The sequence below is a fragment of the Caballeronia humi genome (assembly GCF_001544475.1).
In the GTDB taxonomy this organism is placed as follows: domain Bacteria; phylum Pseudomonadota; class Gammaproteobacteria; order Burkholderiales; family Burkholderiaceae; genus Caballeronia; species Caballeronia humi.
In genome coordinates this window covers 462545-481551 of the sequence record NZ_FCNW02000001.1, presented here as the reverse complement: position 1 = coordinate 481551, position 19007 = coordinate 462545, and the positions used below count along the sequence as shown (strand labels likewise).

The 19007-nt window shown below is 62.9% G+C and carries 19 protein-coding genes and 1 tRNA gene; 3 read left to right on the top strand and 17 right to left on the bottom strand.

All coding sequences use genetic code 11. The features are described from left to right. Nucleotides 1-77: 77 nt before the first annotated feature. The 6 genes from AWB65_RS02260 to AWB65_RS02235 all read right to left on the bottom strand — a co-directional run bounded on the left by AWB65_RS02260 (nt 78) and on the right by AWB65_RS02235 (nt 5376). The gene (locus AWB65_RS02260; protein WP_087665566.1) at nt 78-704 is read right to left on the bottom strand and encodes a 50S ribosomal protein L25/general stress protein Ctc; all 627 of its coding nucleotides are present in this window, start codon (nt 702-704) and stop codon (nt 78-80) included. Between the two features lie 150 nt (nt 705-854). After that, the gene (locus tag AWB65_RS02255; protein ID WP_087655831.1) at nt 855-1808 is read right to left on the bottom strand and encodes a ribose-phosphate pyrophosphokinase; all 954 of its coding nucleotides are present in this window, start codon (nt 1806-1808) and stop codon (nt 855-857) included. A 47-nt stretch (nt 1809-1855) separates the two neighbouring features. After that, a tRNA-Gln gene (locus AWB65_RS02250) sits at nt 1856-1932 on the bottom strand. A 54-nt stretch (nt 1933-1986) separates the two neighbouring features. Further along, complete coding sequence (gene ispE, locus AWB65_RS02245) at nt 1987-2868, bottom strand: 4-(cytidine 5'-diphospho)-2-C-methyl-D-erythritol kinase (protein ID WP_087665565.1); 882 nt, start codon at nt 2866-2868, stop codon at nt 1987-1989. A 13-nt stretch (nt 2869-2881) separates the two neighbouring features. Further along, on the bottom strand, nt 2882-3508 hold the full coding sequence (gene lolB, locus AWB65_RS02240) for a lipoprotein insertase outer membrane protein LolB (protein WP_087665564.1): 627 nt from the start codon (nt 3506-3508) through the stop codon (nt 2882-2884). Further along, a complete protein-coding gene (locus tag AWB65_RS02235; protein ID WP_087665563.1) occupies nt 3508-5376 on the bottom strand; it encodes a tetratricopeptide repeat protein in 1869 nt (622 codons plus the stop codon). Before AWB65_RS02235 ends, lolB begins: the two co-directional genes overlap by 1 nt. A 97-nt stretch (nt 5377-5473) precedes the next feature. Between AWB65_RS02235 and mutM the strand changes: the two genes are divergently transcribed. Together mutM and mutY are read left to right on the top strand one after the other, a co-directional pair. Next, the gene (gene mutM / locus AWB65_RS02230) at nt 5474-6304 is read left to right on the top strand and encodes a bifunctional DNA-formamidopyrimidine glycosylase/DNA-(apurinic or apyrimidinic site) lyase (RefSeq protein ID WP_087665698.1); all 831 of its coding nucleotides are present in this window, start codon (nt 5474-5476) and stop codon (nt 6302-6304) included. A gap of 8 nt (nt 6305-6312) precedes the next feature. Further along, nucleotides 6313-7374 carry an A/G-specific adenine glycosylase gene (gene mutY, locus AWB65_RS02225; RefSeq protein WP_087665562.1) on the top strand — a complete coding sequence of 354 codons (1062 nt, stop codon included), beginning with the start codon at nt 6313-6315 and terminating at the stop codon, nt 7372-7374. Here the strand turns inward: mutY and AWB65_RS02220 are convergent. The 11 genes from AWB65_RS02220 to kdsD form a co-directional block, all read right to left on the bottom strand. Further along, nucleotides 7371-8003, bottom strand: coding sequence for an LON peptidase substrate-binding domain-containing protein (locus AWB65_RS02220; RefSeq protein ID WP_087655836.1), 633 nt, complete (start codon nt 8001-8003; stop codon nt 7371-7373). The genes mutY and AWB65_RS02220 overlap by 4 nt on opposite strands. A gap of 34 nt (nt 8004-8037) precedes the next feature. After that, nucleotides 8038-8934: an RNase adapter RapZ gene (gene rapZ / locus AWB65_RS02215; protein WP_087665561.1), complete on the bottom strand. Its 897-nt coding sequence runs from the start codon at nt 8932-8934 to the stop codon at nt 8038-8040. Between the two features lie 74 nt (nt 8935-9008). After that, on the bottom strand, nt 9009-9977 hold the full coding sequence (gene hprK, locus AWB65_RS02210; RefSeq protein WP_087655838.1) for an HPr(Ser) kinase/phosphatase: 969 nt from the start codon (nt 9975-9977) through the stop codon (nt 9009-9011). Nucleotides 9978-10143: 166 nt separating this feature from the next. Continuing rightward, nucleotides 10144-10599, bottom strand: coding sequence for a PTS IIA-like nitrogen regulatory protein PtsN (gene ptsN, locus AWB65_RS02205; RefSeq protein WP_087655839.1), 456 nt, complete (start codon nt 10597-10599; stop codon nt 10144-10146). A 380-nt stretch (nt 10600-10979) separates the two neighbouring features. Continuing rightward, complete coding sequence (gene hpf, locus AWB65_RS02200) at nt 10980-11339, bottom strand: ribosome hibernation-promoting factor, HPF/YfiA family (RefSeq protein ID WP_087665560.1); 360 nt, start codon at nt 11337-11339, stop codon at nt 10980-10982. Between the two features lie 185 nt (nt 11340-11524). Next, nucleotides 11525-13042, bottom strand: a complete 1518-nt coding sequence (locus AWB65_RS02195) for an RNA polymerase factor sigma-54 (protein WP_087665559.1) — start codon at nt 13040-13042, stop codon at nt 11525-11527. Between the two features lie 152 nt (nt 13043-13194). Next, nucleotides 13195-13962, bottom strand: a complete 768-nt coding sequence (gene lptB / locus AWB65_RS02190) for an LPS export ABC transporter ATP-binding protein (protein WP_087665697.1) — start codon at nt 13960-13962, stop codon at nt 13195-13197. Nucleotides 13963-13973: 11 nt separating this feature from the next. Next, nucleotides 13974-14663, bottom strand: a complete 690-nt coding sequence (gene lptA / locus AWB65_RS02185; protein WP_087665558.1) for a lipopolysaccharide transport periplasmic protein LptA — start codon at nt 14661-14663, stop codon at nt 13974-13976. A 30-nt stretch (nt 14664-14693) separates the two neighbouring features. Next, nucleotides 14694-15296 carry an LPS export ABC transporter periplasmic protein LptC gene (gene lptC / locus AWB65_RS02180; protein WP_087665557.1) on the bottom strand — a complete coding sequence of 201 codons (603 nt, stop codon included), beginning with the start codon at nt 15294-15296 and terminating at the stop codon, nt 14694-14696. A gap of 2 nt (nt 15297-15298) precedes the next feature. Then, nucleotides 15299-15856, bottom strand: a complete 558-nt coding sequence (locus AWB65_RS02175; protein ID WP_087665556.1) for a KdsC family phosphatase — start codon at nt 15854-15856, stop codon at nt 15299-15301. Further along, nucleotides 15856-16839, bottom strand: a complete 984-nt coding sequence (kdsD, locus tag AWB65_RS02170; RefSeq protein WP_087665555.1) for an arabinose 5-phosphate isomerase KdsD — start codon at nt 16837-16839, stop codon at nt 15856-15858. Before kdsD ends, AWB65_RS02175 begins: the two co-directional genes overlap by 1 nt. 163 nt (nt 16840-17002) lie before the next feature. Between kdsD and AWB65_RS02165 the strand changes: the two genes are divergently transcribed. Then, complete coding sequence (locus tag AWB65_RS02165; RefSeq protein ID WP_087665554.1) at nt 17003-18997, top strand: monovalent cation:proton antiporter family protein; 1995 nt, start codon at nt 17003-17005, stop codon at nt 18995-18997. Nucleotides 18998-19007 lie beyond the last annotated feature (10 nt).

Sequence of the window (19007 nt, the reverse complement as noted above, 5' to 3'; positions counted from 1 at the left end):
GGAGCGCGAGCACCGGCGGGTCACGTCGTCCCGTTCTTGCGAACGGTTCGAGAGGATAGGCTTTTCTCAGCGAAAACTTACGCTGCGGGCGTTTCGCCTTCGCCTGCTGCAGCACCGCCAGCCGATGCATCCGACACCACGGCGGCCGGAATCGTCGCCGAGGCGAGAACCGGATTTTCCGCTTCGAGGTGAGCGACGAGCTCGACGCCCTTCGGCAGTGTGATGTCCTTGGCGTGCATCGTTTGACCGGCTTCGATGTTCGCCAGATCGACTTCGATGAATTCCGGCAGGTCGCCCGGCAGGCATTCGACTTCGAGTTCGTTGATCACGTGCGAGATCACAGCGCCCGACAGCTTGACGGCCGGATTCGTTTCCTGATTCAAGAAGTGCAGCGGCACCTTGGTGTGCAGCTTCTTCTTCGAATCGACGCGCTGGAAGTCCACGTGCAGAACCATCTGCTTGAACGGGTGGTATTGCACGTCGCGCAGGAGAACCTGCTGCGCCTTGCCGCCCACTTCCAGGTCGAGAATCGACGAATGGAACACTTCTTTCTTCAGCGCGTGCCAAAGCGCGTTGTGGTCGAGTTCGACCAGTTGTGTGTCTTTGTCGGCGCCATATACGATGCCCGGGGTCTTGCCCGAGTTACGCAGGCGGCGGCTCGCACCCGTACCTTGCAAATTACGCTCGAAAGCGACTACTTTCATGATTCAACTCCATAAGCTGCCCGCGACCAGGCAGTGAAAACGAGGCTATTCGTTAAGTGACAGCCCCAAGAGCAACGGCACGAACCTTCGTCCGTTCGCGCCGATCACGCAAAAACGCGAAGCTGGAGCTTCGCGTCAGTGCCAATTCTTTTAACTTTCGGCGAAGAGCGACATCACCGAGTCGCCGCGCCGGATACGCGAGAAGGTCTCCGCGAGGAGTCCCGCGCTCGACAGCAGGCGAATTTTCTTGCATGCCAGCGATTCGGCGGAGAGCGGAATCGTGTCGGTGACGACGAGTTCGTCGAGTTCCGATGCCGCGATCCGTTCGCCCGCGCCACCCGAGAGAACGGGGTGCGTTGCGTACGCAAAAACCTGCTTCGCTCCGCGTTGCTTCAAAACCTGTGCTGCCTTGCAGAGCGTGCCGGCGGTATCGACCATGTCGTCCATGATCACGCACGTGCGGCCTTCCACTTCACCGATGATGTTCATCACTTCAGCGACGTTCGCCTTCGGGCGACGCTTGTCGATGATCGCGAGATCGGTGTTCAGTTGCTTCGCCAGTGCTCGGGCGCGAACCACGCCGCCCACGTCCGGCGACACCACCAGCAGATCTTCGTGACTCTGCTTGCGCAAGTCGCCGAGCAGCACGGGCGTTGCGTAGATGTTGTCGACCGGGATGTCGAAGAAGCCTTGAATCTGGTCGGCGTGAAGGTCCATCGTAATGACGCGATCGACGCCGGCGATTTCCAGCATGTTCGCCACGACCTTGGCCGAGATGGCGACTCGCGCCGAACGCGGCCGGCGATCCTGACGCGCATAACCAAAATAGGGGATGGCTGCGGTGATCCGGCCAGCGGATGCGCGCTTGAGCGCATCGACCATGATCATCAGTTCCATCAGGTTGTCGTTCGTCGGGGCGCAGGTGGACTGCAAAACGAACGCGTCCTTGCCTCGGACGTTTTCCTGAATCTCGACCATGATTTCGCCGTCGGAGAAACGGCTTACCATCGCTTTGCCGAGAGGAATTCCAAGGATTTTGACGACTTCCTGTGCAAGCGCGGGATTCGCGTTGCCAGTAAAAACCATCAGGCCGTCACTGCTCATCGTGCACCTGTTCGGGCTGGGGGCGAGAGGAAAAACGCGAGAAATTATGGCAGGGGAGGAAGGACTCGAACCCTCGCATGCCGGAATCAAAATCCGGTGCCTTGACCAACTTGGCGACTCCCCTACACTAACTTTGAGCCTTGCCGGGGAGTGTAGGACAACCCGACAAAACAAAACCTTATGACGCGAAAGCGAAGAGAGGATGAGAATCCAGGCTGCCGGTTACTTTGCTTTTCCAGCTTGCCGGGAGTTTGGCTTGTGCCATCTCCGCTTCGGCTCTGCTACGAAAAGCAGCAAACACGCTTGCTCCAGATCCGGTCATTCGCGCCGGTGCAAGATTCGAAAACCACTCGAGCACCATCGCAACTTCCGCGTACTTTTCTGCGACAACTGCCTGCATGTCATTTCGGCCGAAGCTCTCGGGCCAATCTGTGTCAGAACTATGTTGTGCAAGAAAGTCCGTCATTGTGAGGACTTTTGAGTCCCTTGTCAACGCTTTCTCAGAAAAAATCTCAGCGGTTGGGACATGGACCGCAGGAGTCACCACCAGGAACCAGCGTTTCGGCAGCTCGACTGCCTGAAGCGTTTCGCCCACTCCTTCTGCAAATGCATTCTGCCCGAAAACAAAAAACGGTACGTCCGCGCCGAGTTGCAGGGCGAGATTCTGCAGCGTCGCGCGCGGCAGGTCAACGCCCCAGAGTCGATTCAACGCCAAAAGTGTCGTTGCCGCGTCAGAACTGCCTCCGCCGAGGCCTGCGCCCATCGGAAGCCGCTTGTCGATTTCGATCTCGACGCCGTATTTGCTTCCCGTATGCGTTTGCAGCAGGCGCGCGGCCCGAACGACGAGGTCGCTGGCTTCGGGCACGCCCGGCACATCCGTCTTGCGCGTGATCATGCCGTCGTCGCGACGCGTGAAGTGAAGCGTGTCGCCCCAGTCGAGGAGCTGGAACACCGTCTGCAGCGCGTGATAGCCGTCCGGACGACGGCCGGTGATGTGCAGGAAGAGATTCAGCTTCGCGGGCGCGAGGCAGTCGCGAAGCGATTCGATCGATGAGGACATGCGTAGGACCAGGTTACTGATCGATCACGAGCTTGATGTCGAGCGGCGGATCGTTGCGCGTGAGGTTCACGCGCTTGACGCCCGTGGCGGGCGCGTCGGCGTAGGCCAGATAGTCGATCGTCCAGCCGTCCTGCTTGATTTCCTTCAGATGCCCATTACCGGACGATGAGTCCATCGTGGTCTTGGCGCGCGAGGTCGGCGCTGCGGAAGGCTGCAGCCAGTACCTCAGCCCCTCGACCGGCAGCGCGAACCCGAGCGTACTCTGCATCAAGTCGGAGACATTTTCGGCGTTCACCGGCTGGCGATTCGGCAATTCCAGCGTCGCCGATGAAGGCGACGACGTCACGATGGCGAGCGTCTGCCCAAGCGGATCACGCAGTTGCAACGTGACCGTATCGCCCGTTTCCTGCCAGTCGAAGTTGCCGTATGCGTTGCGCTGCTTGCCGTACTGGTCGTTGTACTGGACGGCGAAACGTCCGTGATACGCGCGGCTCGTCTGTGCCGTGATCGAGGTCGCGGCGTTCGTCGTATTCGGGACGTTCGGCTTGGTCGCGCAGGCGGAGAGCAGGACGGCGGACGCGGCCGCCAGCGTGAGCGCGCCGCGGCGAAGCGGCGCGCCGGCGAAAAAATTGAATGCCATCAAAGATCGTTCACCTGAAGTCGTTTGAGCGTTTTGACGAGCGTGTCGTTGTCCGGTTCAAGCTTTTGCGCCTGTCGCCATGTCGCGCGCGCCTGATCCTGCTGGCCCGACTTCCATTGCACTTCGCCCAGATGCGCGCCGATTTCGGCGTTCGGCTGCAGGTCGTACGCCTGTCTCAGGATCTTCGCGGCCTCCGCCGAATTGCCCTGGCGGAATTTGGCCCAGCCGAGGCTGTCCATGATGAACGCGTCGTTCGGCGCGAGCGCGACCGCCTTCTCGATCAGCTTCACCGCTTCCTCGACCCGCTGGTTCCGGTCCACTAGCGAATAGCCGAGTGCGTTGTAGGCCTGCGGATTGTCTGGCTGCGTGCGCATCAGATTGCGCAACTGCGCTTCCATCACGTCGTAATGACCGTTCTTTTCGGCGGCCATCGCGTAGTCGTAGGTGAGATCGGGATCGTCGGGGAACGCGGCAGAAGCCTTCGCCAGATTTGCCTCGGCTTCCGGATAGCGCTTTGCTTCGAAGAGCAGCGCGGCGTCGGTGCGTGCAAGTTGAGCGATGTCGCGCGGATCGGAGCTTTGCAGATTCGCAAGCAACTGACGCGCTTCGTCGACCTTGCCCTGCTTCGCGAGCAGCTGCGCGCGCGTGATCTGCGCGGGCAGATACTGCTGGCTCGTGTGCGGAATCTTGTCGAGCCACTGGCTCGCGGCAGCGTCGTTCTTCTGTTCCAGCGACAATTGCGCGAGATAAATATAAGCCTGTCCGGGATCCGCACCGGGCGTGCTTTCGGCGGTCTTCGCGTACTGGTTCAGATAGTCCTGCGCCTTGTCCAATTGCTTTTTCTGGATGTTGATCAGGGCGAGCGCCATCAGCGGCGTCAGGTCCTTCGGATCGTTCTTGCGCATGATTTCGAACTGCTTTTGCGCATCGTCGAGCCGATCGGACGACAGATACAACTGCGCGAGCGCGAGCCGCGCGTCGTGCGACTTCGGATTCTTCTCGACGTATTTCTCAAACGACGCGATGCCTTCCTTGCGCTCCTCCGGACCCATGCGCGCGAGCGTCAGCGCGGCGGGCAGGTAGTCCGGCTTCAGTTGGAGCGCCTTTTCGAGCGATGCCTTCGCGCCCGGCTGATCGTCGGCGAGCAGTTGCTGGCGCGCGATTGCGAGCTGCGTTTCAGGGCGCTGCAAGTCGTTCTTTGTCAGGTCCTTGAGCACGTTCAGCCCGCCAACGCGGTTCGGCCCGCGCGACAGCAGCGACTGCAGCGAAAGGATGGCGTCGGCGCGCTGCCCTTCGGGCACCTTCGCGAGTTCGCGTTCGAGGATCGGCTTGGCATCGTCGGGCTTGCCGGACACGATCAGAAGCGACGCGCTCAACTGCGCCGCGCGATCCGAATGCGGCGCGAACTGCTGCCACAACTGAACGGCGGTCAGTGCATCGTTCGGGCTCTGCGCGCCGATCGCGATCTCAGTTGCGCGCTGGGCGAAACGCGGGTCGTGCGTGTCGCGGGCGAGCGAGAGATAGGTCTGGTACGCGGGGGCGGGCTGGCCACGCTGCAGCGCTACTTCGGCGGCCAGCACCTGAAACACGATCTGGCTCGAAAGCGCGATGCCGGGGAGGTCCTGCGATTCCTTCGCGGTCGTCGGCGCGGTCAGCAGGTCGGCGGCGCTGACGGCCTGATCGTCGGGGGCGGGAGCGGGGGTTTGATTCTGTGCCCGGGGCTGCGGCGGATTTTGCGCGCAGGCGGGCACGAAAGCGAAGGCAACAACCGCGAGCGCGACGGCGCCTGCGATGCGCGTAAACGGCGTCCCGCCATCCGCGAGCGCGGCCGTCCGCTTGGAGAACAGCTTCGTGACGAACAAGTTCATGGAATTCCAGTCGATGTTTCAGTCGATTGTAACGCGGTCGCTACAATACAGGCACAAAGCGGGCACTTCGCCCAGCAAGTTGCAGACCAACGAAACAATGCCAGAGTTGCCCGAAGTAGAAGTCACGCGCCGCGGGATCGAACCGTATGTGGCGGGAAGGCGCGTCGAACGCGTCGAAGTGCGCACGCCCGCGCTGCGCTGGCCGATTCCGCCGCATCTGGCGAAGACGCTCGGGTCTCTGAGAATCGAAAAGGTCGAGCGGCGCGGCAAATATCTGCTTTTCGAGACGGCCGAAGGCTGGCTGATCGTGCATCTCGGCATGACGGGAACGCTGCGCGTATTGCGCAACGTGCCGCGCCCGCCGGACGCCGCCAAGCACGATCACATCGATCTGATTTTCGACGAATTCATCCTCCGATTCCGCGATCCGCGACGTTTTGGCGCAGTGCTCTGGCACGCGCGCGAGGACGGCGACGTGCTCGATCATCCGCTGCTCGCGGGTCTCGGCGTCGAGCCGTTCACGCCGGAGTTCTCAGGCGCGCTGCTGTTTCGACGCACGCGCGGGCGGAAGGTCTCGGTCAAGCAGGCGCTGCTCGCGGGGGAAATCGTCGTCGGCGTCGGAAATATTTATGCGTCGGAGAGCCTGTTTCGCGCCGGCATCCGTCCGACGACCGCCGCCGGCCGCGTCTCGCTCGTGCGCTACGACCTGCTCGCCGACGCCGTGCGCACGACGCTCGCCGCCGCGATCGAGAAGGGCGGCAGCACGTTGCGCGATTTCGTCGGCAGCAACGGCGAGTCGGGTTATTTCCAGCTCGACTATTTCGTCTATGATCGCGCCGGCCTGCCGTGCCACGTCTGCGGCACGGCGATCAAACAAATCGTTCAAGGCCAGCGCTCGACGTATTTTTGTCCGCGCTGCCAACGCTAATTTCTCCGATGCTCGCTCTCGCCGATTTCTCCACGCACCTGATCGCGTGGCAACGCGTCCACGGCCGGCACGACCTGCCGTGGCAAAACACACGCGATCCCTACTGGATCTGGCTATCGGAAATCATGCTGCAGCAGACGCAGGTGTCGACGGTGATTCCGTACTACGCGCGTTTTCTCGCCCGTTTCCCCGATGTCAACGCGCTCGCCGCCGCGCCGCTCGACGACGTGATGGCGCTCTGGGCCGGCCTCGGCTACTACTCGCGCGCGCGCAATCTGCATCGATGCGCGCAGGCCGTATCGGCGGAGTACGGCGGTCATTTCCCGCAAACGGTCGATGAACTCGCCGAATTGCCAGGCATCGGGCGCTCAACGGCGGCGGCAATCGCGTCGTTCGCGTTCGGCGCGCGAGCGACGATCCTGGACGGCAATGTGAAGCGCGTGCTGGCGCGCGTGTTCGGCATCGAGGGCTTTCCGGGCGAAAAGCGCGTGGAGAACACGATGTGGACGCTGGCCGAGTCGCTATTGCCCGACGCCGCGCACAAGGACGATGTCACCGCGTACACCCAGGGTCTGATGGATCTCGGTGCGACGCTTTGCGTGCGCGGGAAGCCGGATTGCGCACGCTGTCCGTTTGCAGTCGATTGCGTGGCGAACGTGACCGGGCGTCAGCGCGAACTGCCGGCGGCGCGTCCCAAAAAAACGGTGCCAACGCGCAAGACGTGGATGCTCGTATTGAAGTCAGGCGACACCGTTCTGCTCGAAAAACGTCCGCCGACGGGCATCTGGGGCGGCCTCTGGAGCCTGCCCGAAGCGGCCGATGAGGCGGCGCTTGTGGCCGTCGCGCATAGTTTCGGAGGGGCGGATGCGTTGCAGCGCCTCTCGCCGCTCACACACACTTTCACGCATTTCAAGCTGGATATCGAGCCGCGTCTTGGGGAATCGCGGGGCCGGCTGATTCAGGCTGCGGACGCCGAAACCGTCTGGGCGCCGCTCGCGGACATCGATTCGTTCGGCTTGCCCGCGCCGGTGCGCAAGCTGCTCAACGCCCTGCAAGGCTCGCTGATCTAAAGCAGCTGATGGTGCTGCATATAGTGATGCACGACGTCGATACGCGCCGACGCGTCGTCTAATTCCATGAGCTTTTGTCGCGCGCGCATCGGAATCGGCAGGATTTCGGAGAGGCGATTTGAGACCCACGTCGGATCGTCGAAGAGAAAGGGCTCTGCGAACGGAAGATTCTGAGGATCGCGCGCCTTGATCGTATCGATGATCCGTTCCAGAACTTCCGCGCACGCGCCGAACTTCGCGAGCGCTTCCACGCCCTGTAGCGGCTGATCCTCACCGATCGTTTCCGCCATCCCGACGATCAGATTGCTCGGCTCGACCCGATGCGACAACAGGCGAAAACGCTCCGTCCCGCGCGCCTGCACGAGCAGCAGGCCGAACGTATCGACATCGCATTCTGTGATTTCCGCGAGGCAACCGACGCTTTCCGGCACCGACGGATCGCCCGGCGACGCAATCTCGTTACCGCTTTTCAGGAGACAGACGCCGAACGGCGTCTTTTCGCGCAGGCACTCGCGCGCCATATCGAGATAGCGCGCTTCGAAGATCTTGAGCGGCAGGAGGCCGCCGGGGAACAGCACGGTGTGCAGCGGGAACAGCGGCAAGTCAGCGAGAATGGGATTGGAAGACATCGCGCGCCTCCGGTTTTGATCGCCGCGCCGGCGATCAGGTTGGCGTGGGCGCCGCGTTGCCATCGACCGCGATGGGCGCGTCGCGATGCCGCACGATCACATTCGCCTTGTCGCCGAAGCGCGCGGCGAGCGCCTGGGCGATGAAAACCGAGCGATGCTGCCCGCCCGTGCAACCGATCGCAACCGTGAGATAGCTGCGGTTGTCGTCCCGAAACTGCGGCAGCCACTTGGCGATGAAGGTGCCGATGTCGTCGATCATCTGGTGCACCATCGGCTGCGCCGATAAATATTCGATGACCGGCTGGTCGAGCCCCGTCAGCGGCCGCAATTCCCGATCGTAGTACGGGTTCGGCAGCGTGCGGACATCGAAGACAAAGTCAGCGTCGAGCGGCACGCCGCGCTTGAATCCGAACGACTCGAACATCAGCGTGAGCCCCGCCGCTTCCTGCTCGATGAAGCTCTTCACCCACGCGCGCAGCACGTTCGCGCGCAGATTGCTCGTGTCGATCTGATGGCCGAATTCAGCAAGTCCGGCGACGAGTTCGCGTTCGCGCTCGATGGCTTCGGCGAGCGAGGTCAAGAGGCCGACGTCGGCGTCGTGCACGGGCGACCCCGAGAGGGGATGGCGTCGGCGTGTCTCGGAAAAACGCTGGATCAACGACTGCGTGCTGGCGTTGAGAAACAGGACGCGCAGGTCGAAGGCGCGGGAGAGATCGTCGATGATCGCGGGGACTTCGTCGAGCGAGATGCTGGAACGCGCGTCGATCGCGACGGCGAGGCGCGTCTGGCCTTCGCCTTCGAGATATCGCGCGAGCTCGGGCAGAAAGCGCGGCGGCAGGTTGTCGACGCAGTAGTAGCCGCCGTCTTCGAGGGCGTTCAATGCGACGGACTTGCCGGAACCGGAGATGCCGGTGATCAGGATGATGCGCATGGGTATCGACTCGTTCGCTTAATCTTAGCACCTGCGATTGTGCACGGAATCGCCGCCGCGCCGCGCCCGGCGCGTCAGATCAGCTTGCCGGGGAACTGGCTGTCGGGGTCCTGCATCGCGAGCCGCTGGCGATCCATGAAGTCCCGCAAGGTATCGATACCGCGCAGTTGCAGGATCGTATTGCGCACCGCGGCTTCGACCAGCACGGCGAGATTTCGGCCGGCGGCCACCTGAATCGTGACCTTGCTGATCGGCAGGCCGAGCACGTCGACAGTCTGGCTCTCGAGCGGCAGGCGCTGGAATTCGCCGTCCGGACGCCGCACGAGCTGCACGATCAGCTTCAGCTTCATTTTCCGCCGCACGGCGGTTTCACCGAAGATCGTCTTGATGTCAAGGAGGCCCAGACCGCGCACTTCAAGCAGATTCTGCAACAGCGGCGGACAACGTCCTTCGACGAAATCAGGACCGAGCCGCACGAAATCGACGGCATCGTCGGCGACCAGGCCGTGGCCGCGGCTGATCAGTTCCAGGCCGAGTTCGCTCTTTCCCAAGCCGGAGTCGCCGGTGAGCAGCACGCCCATGCCGAGGATGTCGAGAAAAACGCCGTGCAGCGTGGCACGCGGCGCCAGGATGCGCGACATATAGAGCCGCAGACTGTCGATGACCGCCGCCGCCGACATGCGCGTCGTGAAAAGCGGCGTGGAAGAGCGCGTGCAGCGCAGGACGAGTTCGGGCGGCGCGCCGACTTCGCCCGCCACCACGAGAAACGGCGGCTCGAGGGCGATCAGTTCGGCCATGTTGCGCGAACGGTCTTCGTCGGACTGGCGCTGGTAGTAGGTGATCTCGGCGTCGCCGAGTACCTGGATACGGTTGGGGTGAATCAGGTTCAAGTGGCCGACGAGATCGGCACTCGATGTCGCGTTTGCAACCGTCTCGGTCGAAAAGCCGCGCTCCCAGCCTTCGTGACCCGTGAGCCAGCTCAGTTTCAGCGCGGCGGCGTTGTCATCGAAAATACTCTGGGCGTTGATGCTGGACGTATCCATGAACCGGAACTCCGTTGGAAGCCGGGAGCGGACTTGGGGTGACGGGCTCGGCGCCCGAGCCAGACGTGTTCCGCTCCATTGAACCGATTGTGCCCCAGAAGCATGGACCGCGCGAGCCGGCGGCCGGCCGCTCTGTCACGCCACGCCTGGCTTCCCGGGCTAGTTTTTACGGCTGCCACTGCGTGAGCACTTTATATAGTGCTTCACGATCTTCTTCCTTGTTCAGACGCTCGCGCGCCTGGGTGTCGGAGAGTAGCTGTGCGATCTCCGACAGAATTTCAAGATGCTGCTGGGTCGCTTGCTCGGGCACGAGCAGGAAGATGAGCAGCGACACCGGCTGGCCGTCGGGCGATTCGAACGCGATCGGCTCCGCCAGGCGCACGAAGGCGGCGAGCGGTTGCTTCAGGCCCTTGATTCGTCCGTGAGGAATGGCGACGCCTTCGCCGAGACCGGTCGAGCCGAGGCGCTCGCGCGCGAAAAGATTGTCGGTGACGGTGCTGCGGGCGATGCCGTTCTGGTTCTCGAAGATCAGCCCCGCTTGCTCGAATACGCGCTTCTTGCTGGTGACGGCCAGTCCGAGGACGACGTTTTCGAGGGGAAGAAATTTGGCTAAACGATTCATGTTGGCAGGCTGATGCGTGGCCTGAATTCTCCTCATCGTGGCGATTGGTCGAAAAGCGCTCACGGCGATGTTGGAAGGGAACGCGCCCACGGCGCAGTCCGTTGTGAAATTCGATAATAACCGGTCCATTATATGACAGCGCAACCTGCGATGGTGCAGCGCGCCAATCTCTTCCAGCAGTTTGTGAGTGCTACCAAACTCTCCCGAAATCAACGAGTTGGCCCCGATTTGCAACAAAAAAGCCGCCTGAATTCAGGCGGCTCGTGCCAGGGTTGCACTTTGTCGTGGGCCGGTTCACAAATTTTGAATGATTCCTCGAATCATTGCCATCGTGAAGACGATATTGCGACGACCGACCGTTCGACACCGGCCGGCTCAACTCACGGCGACGGCGTTTCCAGTTCTTGCGCCTCGGCGCGGTACTTCATGGCTTCGTGTGCGTGACCCTGGATCTTGTCCTTGTGCTTGATGACTTGCCGGTCCAGCTTGTCCACCATCAGGTCGATCGCCGCGTACATATCAACGTCACAACTCTCGATGAAAATGTCCTTGCCCTTCAGATGCAGGTTGATTTCAACCTTTTGCCGCTTGTCCTTTTCTCTATGATTGTCGACCGAGAGGACCACATTGCCGTCGATCACTTGATCGAAATGACGGAGCACTCTGTCGAGTTTGGTGATCACGTACTCTCGCAATGCAGGCGTCAATTCGAGGTGGTGTCCACTGATCTTCAGATTCATAGTTGCTCTCCAAGCTAGTGGCCGCACAAGCACGGCAACGCGGCTGATACCGGTCGGCTCTGCTTCCCGTCGCTACGCCGTCCGGGCGTACGTGAAAAACGGGTCGCATCGGCCGGCTCGTCCGCGCTTTCCGCGATGCGGCCGGTAAAGGCCCGCTGCGAAATGCAACGGGCTACAGAGACGGGTCATAGAGACTTACGCAGATTCACCGCGGGGATTTTCAGGGCTTCGCGATACTTGGCGACTGTGCGCCGCGCGACCACGAATCCTTGTTCCGCCAGCAGTTCGGCGATGCGGCTGTCAGAAAGAGGAGATTTGGGGTCTTCCGCTCCTATCAGTTGCTTGATGAGGGCCCGGATCGCCGTGGACGATGCCGCGCCTCCTGTGTCAGTCGATACGTGCGATCCAAAGAAGTACTTAAATTCAAGCGTCCCGAACGGGGTGAGCATGTACTTGCCGGTCGTCACACGTGAAACCGTCGACTCGTGTAAACCCAGCGTATCAGCAATCTCCCGCAAAACCAAGGGCCGCATGGCAATTTCGCCATGTGCAAAAAAGTTCTTCTGACGTTCCACAATTGCCTGCGCAACACGCAGAATTGTCTCAAACCTCTGCTGAATATTCTTGATCAGCCAGCGCGCTTCCTGCAGTTGCTGACGCAGTGATCCGCTGCCCGGATCGCCGCGGTTGTTGCGAAGAATGTTCGCGTACAAATGATTGATGCGCAGGCGCGGGACGATCTCCGGATTCAGTTCCGCCGTCCAGCCGCCCGCACTTTTGCGCACGAGGATGTCCGGCACGACGTAATCTGCTTCGCTCTTGCCGTACGCGGCGCCCGGAAACGGTTCCAGCGACTTGATGAGCGCGTGGGCGTCGCGCAGGGCGTCATCGCTGGCTTTGAGTTGTTTGCGCAGACGCGTGAAGTCGCGTGCGGCGAGCAGTTCCAGGTGATGTGTGACGATTTCGAGCGCGAGCGTGCGCGTGGCCGATGCATCGAGCCGCAGCAATTGCAGCTTCAGACATTCCGACGCCGAGCGTCCGCCCACGCCTGGCGGATCGAAACTCTGCAAGAGCGCGAGCGCGGCGCTGAGTTCGTCGACGTCCACTTCGAGTTCGTCCGGCAAATCCGCCTGCACCTCCTCCAGCGACGAAGTCAAATACCCGTCCTCGTCGAGCGACTCGATCAGGAACGTGATCAGCGCGCGGTCGCGCTGGTTCGCCTGCGTCATGCGCAGTTGCGCGGTCAGGTGATCGCGCAGCGTCGTGGTCGATTCGTGAATTTGCAGGGGGGGGAGGTCGTCGTCGTCGGAGCCGGTGTTCGAGCGGCCGTAGTCTTCCAGATTCCACGAATTGGAATCGGCGCCACTGTCCGAGCCCATGCCGTTGTATTCGTCGACACCTTGCGGTTCGCCGCTTTCCGACCGCTCGGACGTCGACGTGCTGCTCGTCGACCCGTTGTTCATCAGCGGCTCGGGCGGCGCGCTCGACGTATTCGCCGAGGTGATCAGCGAGCCGTCGGCAGCGACGCGCAGCGGGCTCGCGATCCAGTCGTCCTCGTTTTCGAGGAGCGGATTCTGGGCGACCGCCATCGCCACCTCTTGCTGCAGTTCAAGCGTCGACAACTGCAGCAGCCGGATGGACTGCTGCAGTTGCGGGGTCAACGCAAGATGCTGCGATAGGCGGAGTTGGAGGCTGGCTTTCATGGCAAGTTTTTATTCATTGTAGAGAGTTTGCCACGCGCGCGAAACCTCGCGGGGATTCACAAAAACAGCCGTGCCGCCTCGAGGGCGGCACGTAAGAATTGCATCGTCGGCTTGACGCAGCGCAGTAAAACGCGCGATCCGGCGTGAATCCGTCACATGCGGAAGTGCTCACCGAGATAGACGCGCCGCACGCTCTCGTTCTCGATGATCTCGCTCGGCGCGCCGGCCGCGAGCACGCTGCCGTCACTGATGATATACGCGTGGTCGCAGATGCCGAGCGTCTCACGCACGTTGTGGTCCGTGATCAGCACGCCGATGTTGCGCTGCTTCAGGAACTTGACGATCTTCTGGATTTCCAGCACGGCGATCGGATCGACGCCCGCGAACGGTTCGTCGAGCAGGATGAACGCCGGGTTGGTCGCGAGCGCGCGGGCGATTTCCACGCGCCGCCGTTCGCCGCCCGAGAGCGACAGCGCCGGGTTTTCGCGCAAATGCGCGATCTGGAGTTCATCGAGTAGCGCTTCGGCGCGCTCGTAGATGGCGTCCTTCGAGAGACGCTTGCCGGATTCGTCGGTTTGCAGCTCCAGCACGGCGCGGATGTTCTGCTCGACCGTCAGCTTGCGGAATACCGATGCTTCCTGCGGCAGATACGACAAGCCCAGCTTCGCGCGCTGGTGAATCGGCATGAGGGAGATCGAGGTGCCGTCGAGCGCGATTTCGCCTGCATCGAGCGGCACCAGCCCGACGATCATATAGAACGACGTCGTCTTGCCCGCGCCGTTCGGGCCGAGCAGCCCGACGACTTCCCCGCTCTTCACGTCGAGCGACACGTCCTTCACGACCGTGCGCGAGCCGTAGCGCTTCTTCAGATTGCGGACGGCGAGCGAACTCGATTCACCGACCGGCTTTCGATGGGGCATGGCGGGCGAATTCACTGCTGCGGCGTTCCTTGAATGGTGTTGGACGGAGCGAGTGTGGCCGAGCCGCCGCTGAGCGGCGCGGCGTTGCCGTTGCGTGGCGAGAGCATCGCGCGCACGCGTCCGCTCGGATTGCCCGGCCCGGCGACGTCCGGACCCGCCTTCGCGGTGTAGAAATCCTTCTGGCCGTCGTAGGTGATGACGCTGCCGCGCACTTCGTCCTGAACCTTCGTCAGGCCCTGCAGGCGGCGCACGACCGCGCGGTTTGTCAGCGTGGTGAGGTCCTGCTTGCCGTCGTAGTCGATGCGAACCGCGTTGCCTTCGATGTATTCGTCGACGCCATCGCGCTTCTGGCGGAAGTACGACAGGTTCTTGCCGGTGGACGTGCCGGTCGCGTACTGGTAGCCCTGCGGGTCCTGGGTCACTTCGACGCGATCGGCCTTGATCACGATCGTGCCCTTGGTCGCGACGACGTGGCCGATGAAGATGTTCTTCTGCTTCAGGTCGTCGTAGGACATGTTGTCCGCTTCGATGTTGAGCGGCTTGTCGCGGTCGGCGCGTTCGGCGTGGGCTGCCGGAGCGAAGCCCGCGAGCGGCAGCGCGACGAGCGCGGCCGCGAGCCCGGTCTGCACGGCGCGCGCGGCGCGGCGCGACAGCGCTTGGCGCGGACAGCCGGAATCAGGACGAGGGGACGTTTCGTTCATGCAGTCACACTTGGGATGGGATTGCCGGGATTACTTGGAAGAGCCGCCGTTGATATCGGACGAGGCGATTGCGCCGCGCACGCTACCGAAGAGCTTCATTTCCCGGGTCACGTTGTTGTAGTTCATGCCATTGGCCGTCATCACGGACGGACCGCGCTGAAGTTTAACCGGCTTTTCCGTTTCGATGACATCGTCGTTCACCAGCACGCGAAAATGCTGCGAATCCGCCTGCATCTGCGGATCGCCGAACCCGGCGGCGCGCAGGATGCGCGCGTTGTCGTACAGGTCGACGATGGAGACGTCGCCGTTTACCGTGCCGCGCTCGGCCGTCGCGGTGACGGTCGGCTTCTGCGGCTGGAACATGCGCATCGCGGGCAGCGTGAGGTCGCTGTTCTCGTCGTCTTCGTAATGGATCATCGACTTCGCCGTCAAACGATATTGCGTCGTGCCGGTTGTGTCGAGTTCGGAGACGGAGAAGTTGTCGGCGAAATAGTCGGGCGTGTGGCGCTTCGCCTGCTCCGGCGCTTCTGGCGCGGAGGGCAGCGTCGCCTGCAGCAGCCAGTACGTGACGCCCGCGAGCGCGGCCATCGCGACGAGCGGCAGGAGCGAAGTGAGGCGGGCGGGGCGCGGCATCGTCAGCCTCCGATCGCCGTGGCGAGCAGGTCGTCGTAACGATTCTGCGCGCGCAGGATCGCGTCGCACACTTCGCGCACGGCGCCGTGGCCGCCGCGCGCTTCGGCCACCCAGTGCGCGCGCCGGATCACTTCGGGATGCGCGTTGGCCGGCGCCGCCGCGAAGCCGCACAGGCGCATGACGGGGAGATCCGGCCAGTCGTCGCCCATGTAGCCACACTCGGACGCCGCGACGCCGGTCTTTTGCAGCAATTCGGCGAGCGCGACGGTTTTATCCTCGACGCCCTGGAACAGATGCGTGATCGCGAGCTCGCGCACGCGCGCCGTGACGATGCCCGACTGTCGTCCGGTGATGATCGCCGTCTGCACGCCGATCGAGGCGAGCGCCTTCACGCCGTAACCGTCGAGCGAATTGAACGACTTCATCGTGTCGCCTTCGGCGGTGAAGAAGAGGCTGCCGTCGGTGAACACGCCGTCGACGTCGAAAATCATCAGCTTGATGCGGCTCGCGCGCTCGGTGGCGTCGGCGGGGCCCTGTGCGGCGGAAGGCTTCTGCGCCATCAAATTACCTTCTTGGAGAAAAGGTCGTGCATGTTCAGGGCGCCGATCAGCGTCGCGTTGGCGTCGACGACCAGCATCTGATTGATGCGATGACGCTCCATCAGTTCCACGGCTTCCACCGCGAGATGATCGGGGCCGATGGTGCGCGGGTGGCGCGTCATCACGTCGGCGAGTCGCAGCGCGCGGAAGTCGCCGTCGCGCTGCAGCACGCGGCGCAGGTCGCCATCGGTGAAAATGCCTTCGACGTGACGGTTCGAATTGATCACGGCCGTCATGCCCATGCGCTTATCGGTGATCTGGAACAGCGCGTCGGCGACGGTTGCTTCAAGCGGCACGACCGGTACTTCGTCGCCTACGCGCATCACGTCGCGTACATAGGTGAGCAGGCGCCGGCCGAGCGCGCCGCCCGGATGCGAGCGCGCGAAATCGTCGGGGCCGAAGCCGCGGGCGTCGAGCACGGCGACCGCGAGCGCATCGCCGAGCGCCATCGCGGCGGTCGTGCTGGCGGTGGGCGCGAGATTCAGCGGGCACGCTTCCTTTTCGACGCGCGCGTTCAAATGCACGTCGGCGAGTTGCGCGAGGCTCGATTCGGGGCGGCCCGTGATCGCGATCAGCTTGGCGCCGAGACGCTTGATTAGCGGCAGGATCGCGACCAGTTCCTCGGTTTCGCCGGAGTTCGACATCGCGATGAAGATGTCGTCGGCGGTGACCATGCCCAGGTCGCCGTGGCTCGCTTCGGCGGGATGCACGAAGAAGGCGGGCGTGCCGGTGCTCGCAAGCGTCGCGGCGAACTTGCGCGCGATATGACCGGACTTGCCGATGCCCGACACCACGACACGTCCCCGGCAGCCGAGCAGGAATTCGACGGCGCCGGTGAAGTTGTGGTCGAGGAGACCGGAGAGGCCGCGCACCGCGTCGGCTTCGATGTCGATTACGTTGCGAGCCAGCGCGAGCGCCCGGTCGCCATTGATTTTCGCTATCATTCGCGGAGTATAACAAAGGCGTTTCTTCGCCGCGCCGGACTACCAGCGGCTCTCGGCCGCTCATCCGCCCCCCGAAAGGCCTGCTGTGACAAGGCCATCCACGAGAGTGGCGAGCGCTTTGCGCGCGAGCCGTTCCGCCGACGAAAACGAGGACGCTAGACGGATGACATCGCCGCTCGAAATGACTCTGCTGTTGCTGCTGTGTTCGGTGGCGGGAGTCGTTGTGTTCCGGTTTTTGAACCTGCCGCCGATGCTCGGCTATCTGGCCGTCGGCATCGTCGTCGGGCCGCACGCGGCCGGCATCGTGCCGGACAGCGAGGGCGCGCAGCATCTGGCCGAGTTCGGTGTCGTGTTCCTGATGTTTTCGATCGGGCTTGAGTTCTCGCTATCCAAATTGCGCTCGATGCGGCGCATCGTGTTCGGCCTGGGCGCGCTGCAGGTCGCGGGGACGATCGGATTCGCGCTCATCTTCGGCTGGATCGCGAACTTCTGGATGCATATGTCGTGGCAGGCAAGCTTCGCGCTCGGCGGGGCGCTCTCGATGTCGTCGACGGCGATCGTCAGCAAGCTGCTCGCCGAGCGGCTCGAACTCGAATCGGAGCACGGCCGCAACATCTTCGGCGTGCTGCTGTTCCAGGATCTCGCCGTCGTGCCGCTGCTCATCATCATCGCGGCGTTCGGCAACGGCAATTCGTCGCAACTCGCTATGTGGCTCGGCATCGCGGCGGTGAAGATCGTCGTCGCGCTGACGGTGCTGCTCTTCATCGGCCAGAAGTTCATGACGCGCTGGTTCGACATCGTCGCGCGGCGCCGTTCGCAAGAGCTTTTCATGCTGAACCTGCTGCTCGTCACGCTGGGCGCGGCGTTCATCACCGACAAATTCGGCCTGTCGCTCGCGCTCGGCGCGTTCATCGCGGGGATGTTGATCGCGGAGACGCCGTACCGGCATCAGGTGGAAGAGGACATCAAGCCGTTTCGCGACGTGCTCCTCGGTCTCTTCTTCGTGACGACCGGCATGCTGCTCAATCCGGTCGTGATCTGGCAACACCCGCTGCTCGTGCTCGGGTTTCTCGTCGTGCCGATCCTGCTGAAAGCCGTGATGATCACCGGCCTCGCGCGGCTCTTCGGCGCGCCGCCTGGCGTCGCGATGCGCACAGGCCTCAATCTCGCGCAGGCGGGCGAGTTCGGCTTCGTGCTGCTGAACCTGATCCTCGATTCGCACCTCGTCAATCCCGTGCTGCTGCAGGCGATCCTCTCCGCGATGCTGCTCTCGATGCTCGCCGCGCCGTTCATCATCCAGAACGCGGACCGGATCGTGCTGCGGCTGTCGTCGACGGAATGGATGCTGCAATCGCTGCAAATGACGAAGATCGCCACGCATAGCCTGAAGCAGAGTGGCCACGTGATCATCTGCGGATACGGCCGCGCCGGGCAAAACCTCGCGCGCATGCTGGAGCACGAAGGCTTGTCCTACGTGGCGCTCGACCTGGACCCGGATCGCGTCGCGGCGGCCGCGGCGGCGGGCGAATCGGTCGTGTTCGGCGATGCCGGGCGGCGCGAGTCGCTGCTCGCCGCCGGCCTGCATCGCGCGGCGACGATCGCGATCACGTTCGCGAACACGCCCTCGGCGATGCGCGTGCTGCACAACATCCACGAGCTCGAACCGACCTTGCCGGTGATCGTGCGCACCGTCGACGACGCCGACCTCGAAAAGCTGATCGCGGCGGGCGCGACGGAGGTGATTCCGGAGATCGTCGAGGGCAGCCTGATGCTGGCGTCGCACACACTCGTGCTGATGGGCGTGCCGATGCGGCGCGTCGTGCGGCGTGTCGAGGAAATGCGCGACGAGCGCTATAGCTTGCTGCGCGGCTATTTCCGCGGCGCCGACGATCTCGACGACGACGATGGCCACGAGCAGGTCCGGCTACAATCGGTGCCGATCGACGAGAACTCGGAAGCCGTCGGCCAGACGCTCGAGGCGCTCGGGCTGGTGGGCAAGGAGATCGAGGTGACGGCGATCCGGCGCCATGGAATTCGCGGCGTCGAGCCGGACCCCGATACCAAGCTGCGCGCGAAGGATATCGTCGTGTTGCGCGGCCTGCCCGAAGTGCTTGCAGTGGCCGAAGAGCGGCTGTCGCGCAATCGCCGCGCCGCCTGAATTTCCGGAG

Excerpts from the sequence above, each read along its gene's own strand:
- hpf (WP_087665560.1), bottom strand. The coding sequence starts at position 11,339 with ATGAATCTGAAGATCAGTGGACACCACCTCGAATTGACGCCTGCATTG.
- lptC (WP_087665557.1), bottom strand. The coding sequence starts at position 15,296 with ATGCCGCGCCCCGCCCGCCTCACTTCGCTCCTGCCGCTCGTCGCGATG.
- AWB65_RS02235 (WP_087665563.1), bottom strand. The coding sequence starts at position 5,376 with ATGAACTTGTTCGTCACGAAGCTGTTCTCCAAGCGGACGGCCGCGCTC.
- ispE (WP_087665565.1), bottom strand. The coding sequence starts at position 2,868 with ATGTCCTCATCGATCGAATCGCTTCGCGACTGCCTCGCGCCCGCGAAG.
- lptA (WP_087665558.1), bottom strand. The coding sequence starts at position 14,663 with ATGAACGAAACGTCCCCTCGTCCTGATTCCGGCTGTCCGCGCCAAGCG.
- lolB (WP_087665564.1), bottom strand. The coding sequence starts at position 3,508 with ATGGCATTCAATTTTTTCGCCGGCGCGCCGCTTCGCCGCGGCGCGCTC.
- AWB65_RS02220 (WP_087655836.1), bottom strand. The coding sequence starts at position 8,003 with ATGTCTTCCAATCCCATTCTCGCTGACTTGCCGCTGTTCCCGCTGCAC.
- AWB65_RS02195 (WP_087665559.1), bottom strand. The coding sequence starts at position 13,042 with ATGAAAGCCAGCCTCCAACTCCGCCTATCGCAGCATCTTGCGTTGACC.
- mutY (WP_087665562.1), top strand. The coding sequence starts at position 6,313 with ATGCTCGCTCTCGCCGATTTCTCCACGCACCTGATCGCGTGGCAACGC.
- ptsN (WP_087655839.1), bottom strand. The coding sequence starts at position 10,599 with ATGAATCGTTTAGCCAAATTTCTTCCCCTCGAAAACGTCGTCCTCGGA.
- AWB65_RS02260 (WP_087665566.1), bottom strand. The coding sequence starts at position 704 with ATGAAAGTAGTCGCTTTCGAGCGTAATTTGCAAGGTACGGGTGCGAGC.
- rapZ (WP_087665561.1), bottom strand. The coding sequence starts at position 8,934 with ATGCGCATCATCCTGATCACCGGCATCTCCGGTTCCGGCAAGTCCGTC.
- hprK (WP_087655838.1), bottom strand. The coding sequence starts at position 9,977 with ATGGATACGTCCAGCATCAACGCCCAGAGTATTTTCGATGACAACGCC.
- lptB (WP_087665697.1), bottom strand. The coding sequence starts at position 13,962 with ATGCCCCATCGAAAGCCGGTCGGTGAATCGAGTTCGCTCGCCGTCCGC.
- AWB65_RS02175 (WP_087665556.1), bottom strand. The coding sequence starts at position 15,856 with ATGGCGCAGAAGCCTTCCGCCGCACAGGGCCCCGCCGACGCCACCGAG.
- mutM (WP_087665698.1), top strand. The coding sequence starts at position 5,474 with ATGCCAGAGTTGCCCGAAGTAGAAGTCACGCGCCGCGGGATCGAACCG.
- AWB65_RS02255 (WP_087655831.1), bottom strand. The coding sequence starts at position 1,808 with ATGAGCAGTGACGGCCTGATGGTTTTTACTGGCAACGCGAATCCCGCG.
- kdsD (WP_087665555.1), bottom strand. The coding sequence starts at position 16,839 with ATGATAGCGAAAATCAATGGCGACCGGGCGCTCGCGCTGGCTCGCAAC.
- AWB65_RS02165 (WP_087665554.1), top strand. The coding sequence starts at position 17,003 with ATGACATCGCCGCTCGAAATGACTCTGCTGTTGCTGCTGTGTTCGGTG.